Raw genomic sequence first — 9,389 nt, 5'->3', positions numbered from 1 at the left:
CTAGGTTTGTAAGAATAGCAGCCAAATCACCGCTTTTTTCTATCATTGGTGCAGCTGTTACTTTGATATTTGTATTCATCTCATTAGCAATAATAAGTGCTAAAGTAGTTTTACCAAGTCCAGGAGGTCCATAAAAGAGAACATGGTCTAGCGCCTCGCCTCTTTTCTTACTTGCTTCAATGAATACTCCGAGATTTTTCTTAATCTGATCTTGACCTATATATTCACTCCATGCGCTTGGTCGGAGTGTTGTCTCACAGCTCTCTTCGTTATCGAATCTCTCTATCTCAACTAATCGTTGCATATCTTCTCTTAGTAAGTGTGTATATCTTGAGGAAACTCTTTAGCTTTAACCTCATCAGAGTAACTCTTTAGTGCGCTCTTAACTAAAGATGCCCCGTCCATATACTTCTTTACAAATTTAGGTGTAAACTCCTCAAAAAATCCCAACATATCTGAAAATACAAGAACCTGCCCATCAACATCTTTTCCTGCACCAATCCCTATAACCGGTATATTTACACTCCTTGCAACCTCTTTGGCAACATCAGCTTTTACACCCTCTATAACCATACAAAACGCACCCGCTTTCTCTATAGCTTTTGCATCTCGTATAAGTTGTTCCTGCTCCTCTTGATTTTTGCCTTTTACTTTATATCCGCCCTCTAAGCGAACAGTTTGCGGCAACAAACCTATATGTCCGCAAACTGCTATAGAGTTTGAGCATAAATGTTTTATGATATGAGCTTTATCTTCGCCACCCTCTATTTTTAGAGCAGAAGCTGGAGTTTCTTGAAAAACTCTTATCGAATTTTTTAGAGCTTCCTCAGGGTTTGTATATGTTCCAAAAGGCATGTCACAGATAATAAAACTCTCTTTAGCTCCCATAGCCACTGCATTAGTATGATATATCATCTGCTCAAGTGTCGCACTTAGCGTATCAGCTTTACCGGCGAAGCTCATATTTAAGCTATCTCCGACCAAAATCATGTCGCAACTCGGCTCCATAAGCTTTGCAAAAAGTGCGTCATAAGCAGTTATCATAACTAAAGGCGAAACGCCCTTGCTCTTTTTGATAGAAGTAATTGTCATTTTTTTAGTCATCATTAAAACTCTCTCTTTTGATAAAAAGTATTTTAACTAAATATTGCTATAATTTTAACCTTATAGGAGAAATATTTTATGGGCGTAAGAAGTGATTTATATTCTAACTTTGATTATGAAATAGTTGATGAATTTTTAGACCACTATTCTATGATGGTTGACTACATGGAGGTCATGATTATAGACTTATCAAAACAAGATATGTATGAGATAAGCATAAATGAACTATTTCGTGTTTTTCATAATATCAAGTCCGCTTCTAGTTTCTTGAAAATTACGCAGATGTCGAAACTTTCGGCTTTTGTTGAGGATACTCTTGATACAATCAGAACCAAACATGAAAGTGCCAATGAGGAGACAATCAACTGGCTTCTTAGCATCAGTGATATGTTTGCTCTGTGGAGAGATGATCTAAAGAATGACAACGAGCTAGAACATATAAAATATTCTCTACTTAAACTACCAGACATGGAGAGCAGTTGAAAAAATTAGTAGCATATATAACATCCGGCTACCCGGAAAAATCTTTTAGTATAGATTTAGCATTAGCACTCAAAGAGAGCGGTGTAGATGCCATAGAGCTTGGGGTTCCGTTTTCAGACCCTGTGGCTGATGGTCCATTGATAGAGATGGCAAACCACAAAGCTCTTAAGCTTGGTTTTAAATTTAAACATCTTTTAGAGATATCCGAAGCAGTTGCTCCAAAAATTGATACTTTGTGGATGGGCTATTTTAATAGTTTTTACCAACACGATTTACAAAAGTTAATTCCGCTTGCCAAAAAAATAGGAATAAGCGGGTTAATAATCCCGGACTTGCCGCATGAAGAATCTGTAGCTTACAACAAACTTTTTAACTCTAATGAAGTCTCAAACATCAGCTTTATTGCACCAACCGACACGCAAGAGAGAATCCAAATGATTGTCAAAGAGTCCAAAAAATTTATCTACATGGTAGCGTACACAGGAATAACCGGTTCAGGTGTTTCAGAAGATCTCCAGCCAATGCTCTCCTCCATAAAAAAATATACAAAAACACCTATTTATGTAGGATTTGGAGTAAACGAAAAAACCGCCAAAGAGAAAGTAAAAGGTGCTGATGGCGTAATCGTCGGAAGTGCTTTTGTTGACATACTTCTGCATGATGATATAAGTTATACACAAAAAATACAAAAGTGCAGTGAACTCGCTCAAATAATAAAAAATGAGATAAATATATAATTTTGATACGCCGACTTTAAAAACAGATGCCTGAAAATCCATAAAACAGAGCATTATAGTGAGAATAAAGGAACAAAAGCTTATGCACGGTATTTAGATGTGCATCTGCATTATCTAACTACTCTAAAATGCCCAATACATTTCTTTTTATTATGGGAATGTTTTTTTCTATATTGTCTGTAGAGATTGAGAGTATTGAGAGTTGGATATGTTTTTTAACATCTTTTTTATTGAAAAAGTCATCTAAAATTAAGACTGCCTCTTCTCCAAAAACATATGGTTGTTGCATCGCAGCTCCTATGATAACTCCCTTAGGAATCAACTCTAGAAATTCTGGCTCTGCATCAAAGACTACTAACAAAACTTCATCCACTTTGCCTGCATCTTTTATGGCATCTAGTGCGGCTTTGTATCTATCTGAGCCTTGAAGCCAAATAGCGCTTAGGTTTTTATGCTCTTGTATTAGCTCTATTGAGAAATCATATGTCTCTTTATAAGAGAAGTTAACTTGCTGTTTTAAGCCATTAACTTTGATACTTGATTCATTCATGGCTTTCATAAAACCAGCTGTTCTAGCTTTACCATTTGCTCTTTTTTGTGGGATTGAGATTATGCCAACAGAGCCATTTTTATCCCATCCAAGCTCTTTCATTTTTTTAGCTAGCACCTGACCTATTCTATATGCTCCATCTTCATTGTCTGAAGAGATAAACGAGAGATATTTACCTTTATCCGTTCCTATATCACTTATGACAACTGGGATATTTGCAGACTCTGCAAACTTTAAAACAGTAACAGCAGATGAAGAGTTGATAGGTGAGAGAATTATCGCATCTACTTTGTCTTTTATCACTTTTACAGTGTTTTGTATCTCAGACTTTTTAATATTATTAGAACCATAAAAGCTTACTTCATAACCCAATTCATCCGCACTATTTTTTATACCTCGACTCATAATTTTCCAAAAAGGTATCCTTATATCTGAGACAATATAAGCTATCTTTTTTTTAGAAATATCACTCTTAACTTCATGAGCATCTAAAACAGTAAGAGATGCAAAAAAAACTACTAAAAGAGTGATTTTTATAAGATTCATATCTTCCTCATTTTTTAAATATCTATTTTTGGTTCACTAAAAAAATAACCTTGTGAATAATCTATTTCTAACTCTATAACCTTATTTTGAATACTTTCATTTTCTACAAATTCTGCGATGGTTTTTATATTCATTCTTTTAGCAAAGTCCACAATCGTTGATACAACGGCTTGTGCTTGTTTATTTTTGTATATCTCTTTTATTAAAGAGCCATCAATCTTTATGTAGTCAGTATTTAGTCTCATTAAGTAGTCAAAATTACTATAACCTGTGCCAAAATCGTCAATCGCTATTTTAGAACCAAGCTTTTTTATTTTATTTATAAAACCTAAAACTGCTTCAAAATTTTCTATCGACTCAGTTTCTACTATCTCAAAAACAACTCTTGATGCAATGTTATACTTAATGAGCATGTTGTATATGTACTCTTTTATCTCTTTGTTTAAAATATCTTCAATAGTTAGATTTATAGAAAACTCTAGGTCACTGTTTTTAAAGCGTTCAAAAGTTTTTTCTATCATTATTTTAGTTATTCTTGAGTAGTATTTTGTCTTTTTTGATATTTCTAAAAAGAAAAAAGGAGATATTAATTTATCTTCATCTCTCATTCTAATTAGCGCTTCATATTTTTCTATTTTGTTTGTTTTATTGTTGATAATAGGCTGATATACGGGGATAAAACTATCATCATGAATGGCTCCTCTTATCTGTTTCGTCCAGTAAATATTGTTCTCATACTCTCTGTTTAAAGATATCTCTTCACTAAAAATCATGATATTTTCATTGTTTCTTTTTGCAACTTTTAAAGCCATATCTGCGGTTGGTAAAATCTTATCTTTACTCTCAAAGGAGACCCCAATAGTAAAGTTGAAGTTTAAATCTTCTTCATCAATTTCAACAGATATATCAGCCAAGATATTTACTAGTTTATGAATGTTCTTTTCAAATTCATCTTTATCTATATCATGGTTAAATAAAACATACTCATCCCCTTGAATATGATAAGTAGAAGTATTTATATGTCTAGTTAATCCTGATATATGCTGACCTACCTGTTTGATGATATAGTCACCTATTTCATATCCATAAAAGTCATTAAGCTCTGAAAAATTATCTATATTTATTATTGCGAGTGCTGGATTTGTGCTATTGTTAATATCATGGATTAATTTATATCTATTTCCGAGGTTAGTCAACATATCAGTATTTGCTATTTTATCAAGCTGGTATCTTGACTCTTTAATGGAGCAAATCATATTGTTAAGAGTGGCTGATAGAATTGCTAATTCTTTAGAGTTATAAGTAGGAATCTTATTTGTTGGTATGCCATCATCTGTTTTGTTATTTATAACTTTTATAATGCTACTAAGAGGTTTTTGCACTATTTTGTGTATGACAAAAAATATTACCAATAAAACTAATATAGTGCTTAACAATGTAATTATAATACTGAGTTTAATGATATTTTCTAGTTTTTCTTGTACCAAATCATCAGAAGCATAAATTACTATATTACCTATTTTCAAGCCAAATTGATTGTAAATATCATCTTTGATGTATAAATAAGAGTTGCTTATCTTTTGTTGATGGACTTCATCGTTTTGATTGTAATCTTCTACTCTATCATTATTGTTAATTTTGCCGACTAAATATTTTGAATCTAATATTTTTTCCATATTATAATCTTCAACGACTATAGCAAGCGTATATTTACGATTTAGCTCATTTGCTATAAGGTTTTCATACTCATGCACAGAGTATGAATCCATAAAAGGATAGATACTGTTTTTTAGTAGCAATAAACTTGTTTTAACATCACTGTTTATATCTTTAAGAATATGTTCTTTTGTTTGATCATAAAATATTTTACTCACTATTAAAACAGCAATTAGAATTGTAAAAGTAATTGCGAGAAAGAGTGTATAAAATATTGATTTTTGTCTATTTTTCATAAACGCCCGCAAAGTCCTAAAGTCAAATAATATAGTTACTCTATCTAATTTTATATTAAGAACGCCAATTCAAGTTTAAAGTGCAACACTTTTAAAATTCAATAATCTGTTTTATTTATCAATAATTTATCGTTTCGGGGTAGGTAAGGGATTTTAGTTGTTTTTTTAAGGGGCTACAAAGTCCTAAAAATAGGGCTTTATGGTGGACAGAGAGGGATTTGAACCCTCGGTAGGATTACTCCTACGCATCCTTAGCAGGGATGTGGTTTCAGCCGCTCACCCATCTATCCATTGGAAGTTGCAATTATAGTTATTCATACATAACATACAGCTTAATTAAGCCGTATATTTTAAATTTGTTCTACTATTTTTTTAACAACTAAAGCAGGGTCTTCTGCTTTATAAATCGGGCGACCGACTACTATAAAATCTACACCCGCGCTCTTTGCAAAATTCACGTCTGCGACTCTTTGTTGATCTGCTGCTTCTTCTCCAAACGGGCGGATTCCCGGAGTAAGAGTCATAAAGGTTTTATCTGTAATCTTTTTTATAGATGCGCTCTCATAAGCTGAACAAACAACTCCATCAAGCCCACTCTCATACGCATCTTTTGCGAACTGGTCTGCTTTTTCTGTGATTGATCTCGCATAAATTTCGCTAAACTCCTCTTCATTAAATGACGTAAGAGCTGTTACGGCTAAGACTATAGGGCGGCTTTCGTACTTCTTTAACCTGCCCATTACCTCTTGCATAGCGCGCTTTCCAGCACTTGCATGAACGTTAAACATATCAACGCCTAGCCCCATAATAGACTCTGCGGCATCTGCCATGGTGTTTGGGATATCATAGAGTTTTAAATCTAAAAATATCTTAAAATCAGGATTAATTTTTTTAATATCTTTTAAAAACTCTTCTCCATCGCGAATATATGACCGAAGCCCTACTTTTAGCCAGATTGGATACTCTTTTATCTTATAAATTAAGTCTAAATTTTCTTTTTTTGTGGGTAAATCAAGGGCTACACAAAGTTGCATTGCTTCTCTTTTATATTGTATTTTATGGAATTGTACCATTTTTATCGGTTTGGATTTATCTCAAAGAGGAACTAAAGAGTAGATAAATCTACTCTTTAGTTTTATAATCTACAAGATTGAACTGCAGTAGCAATAACAGCAACTATGCTTGGATCTTCAAGAGTTGATATATCTTGAGTGATCTCTTCTCCTTTTGCAATAGAGCGTAAAATACGTCTCATAATTTTTCCTGAACGAGTTTTAGGCAATCCCGGAACAAATACTACATCATCACAAAGAGCGATATTTCCTATCTCTTTTTGGATAACTCTGTTTATAGCTTTTACCTCTTCGACCTCATCTGCTATCCCGCTATCTGATTTTAAAACGATATATGCAAAGATACCCTCACCTTTTATCTCATGCGGCTTGCCGACAACTGCAACTTCTGCAATATTCGGATGCTTATTGATAGCGGCTTCAACTTCAGCAGTACCCATACGATGCCCTGAAACATTGATAACGTCATCTGTTCTGCCTGTGATTGTAATGTAACCGTCTTCATCATAAACAGCACCGTCACCTGTAAAATAGACTGGTTTGCCATCTTTTTTAACATCACTAAAGTAGGATTTTACAAATCTCTCTTCATCTCCCCAAACACCTCTAATCATCGATGGCCATGGACGTGTTACACACATAAAACCTTTTTCGCCTACCTCGGATTTTACTCCATTTTCATCTAAAATCTCAGCCATTATTCCCGGAAGAGGAAATGTTGCACATCCAGGTTTTATAGGAGTAGCACCCGGGAGAGGTGAAACGATATGTCCGCCTGTCTCTGTTTGCCAGTAAGTATCAACGATAGCACATTTGCCGCCGCCTATTGCCTCGTAGTACCATTTCCATGCCGGCGGATCAATTGGCTCGCCAACTGTTCCTAAAACTTTTAAGCTTGACAAATCATATTTTGCAGGCTCATGTTCGCCGGTTTTATGAAGCACACGAATAGCAGTCGGAGCAGTATAGAACTGATTTATTTTGTGCTCTTCTACCATTCTCCAAGGACGGCCAGCATCAGGATATGTTGGAACTCCCTCAAACATAATCGTTGTGGCACCCTGTGCGAGCGGTCCGTAAACGATGTATGTATGCCCTGTAATCCAGCCTACATCGGCGGTACACCAGTAGGTATCGTTCTCTTTTACATCAAACACCCACTCCATAGTCATTTGCGCCCAAAGAATATATCCTGCAGAGTTATGCTGCACACCTTTTGGTTGACCTGTGCTTCCAGATGTGTAAAGCAAGAAAAGAGGGTCTTCTGCATCCATAACTTCTGGCTCACATTTTACGTCTTGATACTTGATAAGCTCATTGTAAGAGTAGTCACGTCCTGCAACCCAAGTTACTTCCTCGCCGTTTCTCTCAACTACTAAAACTTTTTTGACGGGAGTTTTACCTTGAAGTGCCGCATCTACAACTGGTTTTAGCATGTATGGCTTATCTTTTCTAAACGCACCATCCGCTGTGATAACCACTTTTGCTTCTGCATCTATAATTCTATCTTTGAGTGCTTCTGCTGAGAATCCACCAAATACTATAGAGTGAATAGCACCTATTCTAGCACATGCAAGCATTGCATAAGCAGCCTCAGGAATCATCGGCATATAGATGATTACACGATCTCCTTTTTTTACGCCAAACTCATTTTTAAGAAGATTTGCAAGCTTGTTTACATTGTAATAAAGTTCAAGGTAGGTTATGATTTGTTTATCGCCTCTGTCGCCTTCAAAGATGATGGCAGCTTTATTTTTGCGGCTGCTTAAATGACGGTCAATACACTGAACCGATACATTAAGTTTACCGCCTTCAAACCATTTTACAAATGGAAAATTACTCTCATCTAATACATTTGTAAAAGGTTCAATCCACTCTAATTTTTCTTTCGCATAACCTCCCCAAAAACCCTCATAATCCTCAATCGCCGCATTTTGAAGTTCTTGATACTCACACATATTTTTTATTCTTGCTTCTTTGGCAAACTCTCTATTTGGCTTAAATATCTCTTTTTTCATCTATTTTTTTCCTTGTGTTAATTTTAAATATATCATAGCCGTCATTATTGCGTCATTGACGGCATTGTGTACTCCCATATTTGGAATACCGCAGTTTTGCAAAATTGTATCAAATCGTAAATCAATATTTCCTTGAGGAATCAATGAAATTGATTTATCAAAATATATTTCAGATACTTCAATCATTCTGTTTGGAAGTGTAATACCGAGCATCTCTTTGGTGTACTTGTTTATCATGCTGACATCAAACTCCAAGTAGTATCCTATAAGTGGTCTTGACCCCACAAAATTTAAAAATTCTACAATGCCCTCCTTTGTTGTTTTTGCATCTTTTAAATCAAACGGACGAATCCCATGAATCTTGATACTATTTGAACTTATCTCCTTAGAGTTCTTCAAAAAAACCTCAAAAGTTTGCGAGGTAAGGATTTTGTTATCCTTAATCTTTACGGCACCGATTGAGAGTATCTCATCTTTTTTTGGATTTAGTCCTGTTGTTTCGGTATCTATTACAACAAACTCCTTGCCCGTATCTTCTTGAAATAAAAAATCAAAATTTTTGTCTTTGAGTTTTTTATGATTTTTGCCGGTTTTAAACTTAGAGATAAAATCAAACATTACTAAATAACCATATTAAGATGAAAATGAAAACTCATAAATTTTTTAAATTTATTTATGACTTTAAAGCTGTCTTTTAGCAAATCCCTCTCAATTTTTTCCAAGTTCTTCGGATTTATATAGTTATTCTGCTCAATATTTTTTGCCTCTAGCATCGCTTTTAAGCGGATGGAACTAAGTGTATCAAAACTCTCTATAAGCTCGGTTGCAAAGGTTTTATCAATTACCCCGATATTATTTAACTCCTTGATTCTCTCAATACTATTTGTAGCATCAATCCCATGTTTAAGGCTTAGCGTTCTCACACC

10 protein-coding genes and 1 tRNA gene are annotated in these 9,389 nt (G+C 34.6%); 2 read left to right on the top strand and 9 right to left on the bottom strand.

Annotated elements, in window-relative coordinates:
• Both M0Q17_RS09385 and panB read right to left on the bottom strand, forming a co-directional pair.
• On the bottom strand, nt 1-304 hold a 304-nt coding region (locus M0Q17_RS09385), incomplete at its 3' end, for an AAA family ATPase (RefSeq protein ID WP_295086220.1).
• Nucleotides 305-312: 8 nt separating this feature from the next.
• On the bottom strand, nt 313-1,104 hold the full coding sequence (gene panB / locus M0Q17_RS09380) for a 3-methyl-2-oxobutanoate hydroxymethyltransferase (RefSeq protein WP_295086222.1): 792 nt from the start codon (nt 1,102-1,104) through the stop codon (nt 313-315).
• Between the two features lie 78 nt (nt 1,105-1,182).
• Between panB and M0Q17_RS09375 the strand changes: the two genes are divergently transcribed.
• Nucleotides 1,183-1,587, top strand: a complete 405-nt coding sequence (locus M0Q17_RS09375) for an Hpt domain-containing protein (RefSeq protein WP_295086218.1) — start codon at nt 1,183-1,185, stop codon at nt 1,585-1,587.
• Nucleotides 1,584-2,324 carry a tryptophan synthase subunit alpha gene (gene trpA, locus M0Q17_RS09370; RefSeq protein WP_295086216.1) on the top strand — a complete coding sequence of 247 codons (741 nt, stop codon included), beginning with the start codon at nt 1,584-1,586 and terminating at the stop codon, nt 2,322-2,324. Before M0Q17_RS09375 ends, trpA begins: the two co-directional genes overlap by 4 nt.
• A 118-nt stretch (nt 2,325-2,442) precedes the next feature.
• Here the strand turns inward: trpA and M0Q17_RS09365 are convergent, their stop codons facing one another.
• From M0Q17_RS09365 to M0Q17_RS09335, 7 genes are all read right to left on the bottom strand, one after another.
• Complete coding sequence (locus tag M0Q17_RS09365; protein ID WP_295086214.1) at nt 2,443-3,420, bottom strand: substrate-binding domain-containing protein; 978 nt, start codon at nt 3,418-3,420, stop codon at nt 2,443-2,445.
• A 14-nt stretch (nt 3,421-3,434) separates the two neighbouring features.
• Nucleotides 3,435-5,372, bottom strand: coding sequence for a bifunctional diguanylate cyclase/phosphodiesterase (locus M0Q17_RS09360; protein WP_295086213.1), 1,938 nt, complete (start codon nt 5,370-5,372; stop codon nt 3,435-3,437).
• Between the two features lie 200 nt (nt 5,373-5,572).
• Nucleotides 5,573-5,662: transfer RNA gene (locus M0Q17_RS09355), tRNA-Ser, on the bottom strand.
• 60 nt (nt 5,663-5,722) lie between these two features.
• Nucleotides 5,723-6,406 (bottom strand): orotidine-5'-phosphate decarboxylase, encoded by a 684-nt coding sequence (gene pyrF / locus M0Q17_RS09350; RefSeq protein ID WP_295086211.1) that lies wholly within the window; start codon nt 6,404-6,406, stop codon nt 5,723-5,725.
• Nucleotides 6,407-6,507: 101 nt separating this feature from the next.
• Complete coding sequence (acs, locus tag M0Q17_RS09345; protein ID WP_295086209.1) at nt 6,508-8,463, bottom strand: acetate--CoA ligase; 1,956 nt, start codon at nt 8,461-8,463, stop codon at nt 6,508-6,510.
• Nucleotides 8,464-9,081, bottom strand: coding sequence for a 3'-5' exonuclease (locus tag M0Q17_RS09340; protein ID WP_295086207.1), 618 nt, complete (start codon nt 9,079-9,081; stop codon nt 8,464-8,466).
• 2 nt (nt 9,082-9,083) lie between these two features.
• Nucleotides 9,084-9,389, bottom strand: a 306-nt coding sequence (locus M0Q17_RS09335; protein ID WP_295086206.1) for a putative nucleotidyltransferase substrate binding domain-containing protein, incomplete at its 5' end; no start/stop codon positions are given.

Origin of the sequence: Sulfurimonas sp., assembly GCF_023229105.1 — a bacterium.
GTDB lineage: Bacteria > Campylobacterota > Campylobacteria > Campylobacterales > Sulfurimonadaceae > Sulfurimonas.
This window is presented reverse-complemented; position numbering and strand designations above follow the sequence as displayed.